This is a genomic window from Bilifractor sp. HCP3S3_D3 (assembly GCF_052063915.1).
In the GTDB taxonomy this organism is placed as follows: Bacteria; Bacillota; Clostridia; order Lachnospirales; family Lachnospiraceae; genus Bilifractor.
In genome coordinates, this window is record NZ_JBQHWP010000048.1 from 1 (window position 1) to 1,122 (window position 1,122).

The following is a 1,122-nucleotide window of genomic DNA, read 5'->3' on the forward strand; positions in this document are numbered from 1 at the left end:
TTCTGTTGCGTGAAAGCCGCCGTCTTCCATGACCCCGGCATTCAGGTATTTGTGTATCAGCGATATGACACGTCCGTCCCTGACTGTCCGCGACAGCACCTCTATGAGTCTGCTGTGGTTCACGGTATCAAAGTATGACGCTAAATCCATACTCACTACATACACATAGCCTTCGTCCGCCAGCCTGAGGCACTTCCTCAGGGCGTCATGACATCCTCTTCCCGGCCGAAACCCGAAGCTGTTGTCCGAGAACTGCTTCTCGTATATTGGCATGAGCTCCTGCGCAATCGCCTGCTGGATCACACGATCCACCACCGTCGGTATTCCAAGTTTCCTGACTTTGCCTTTCTCCTCCTTGGGTATCTCTACCCTGCGGACTGGGTTGGGCTTGTATTTCCCCTCCCGCAGCTGCCGGACAAGTCCGCTCTGGTTCTCTCTCAGGTAGGGCAGAAGTTCATCCACCTGCATTCCATCGATCCCACCTTTACCCTTGTTCTTCTTCACCTTCAGGTACGCCTTATTCAGGTTGTCTGCGCGAAGAATGATTTCCAGCAGGTTGTCCGGTTGAAAGTATCTGCTGATGCTGTCGTCATCCGCAATCCTCCGATAGTCCGGCACTCCTGTTTCATTTCCCTGTTCCGCAGGTATCACACGCAGGTAGTCTTCGATATGAAGTTGTCTGCCGTTAAGTCTGTCCTCGGTTGCCAAGATTTGCTGCATCTCCTTATGTGGAGCCCTTTCCGGTTTACGTACGTTTGCCGGTCTTGTAATACGGCTCCTGCTGACTTCTCACGGTAAACCTTATTTCGACCGTATCCGCGAGTGTTATGTCGCATTGGATACGTCCGTGAGACCTCCCCGGGTACTCACACGTTCTTTCCCACTTATGACTGTCCCATATACTGCTGGCGCTCCGTGCAGTTATTGGACTTTGACTTGCTTGGCAGTCTCATCCGCGCTTCACAGCCTGATGGGCTTCCTGTTCGTCAGCCCAGTGGTTTGCTTACAGCTTCCTTCAGATTCCATCTCGCGGTGGACACCCTTGCTGTTCGGCTATCCCCTTCCCACTGCCGGGCGGGGTCGGGACTTTCACCCTTTGGAACGTGCGCCCGCCGGGCGCAC

1 protein-coding gene is annotated in these 1,122 nt (G+C 54.0%); it reads right to left on the reverse strand.

Features of this window, described 5'->3' with window-relative positions; genetic code table 11:
• The coding region (locus ACTNDI_RS13950) for a reverse transcriptase domain-containing protein (protein WP_441101567.1) at nucleotides 1-708 on the reverse strand (708 nt) is incomplete at its 3' end.
• Nucleotides 709-1,122 lie beyond the last annotated feature (414 nt).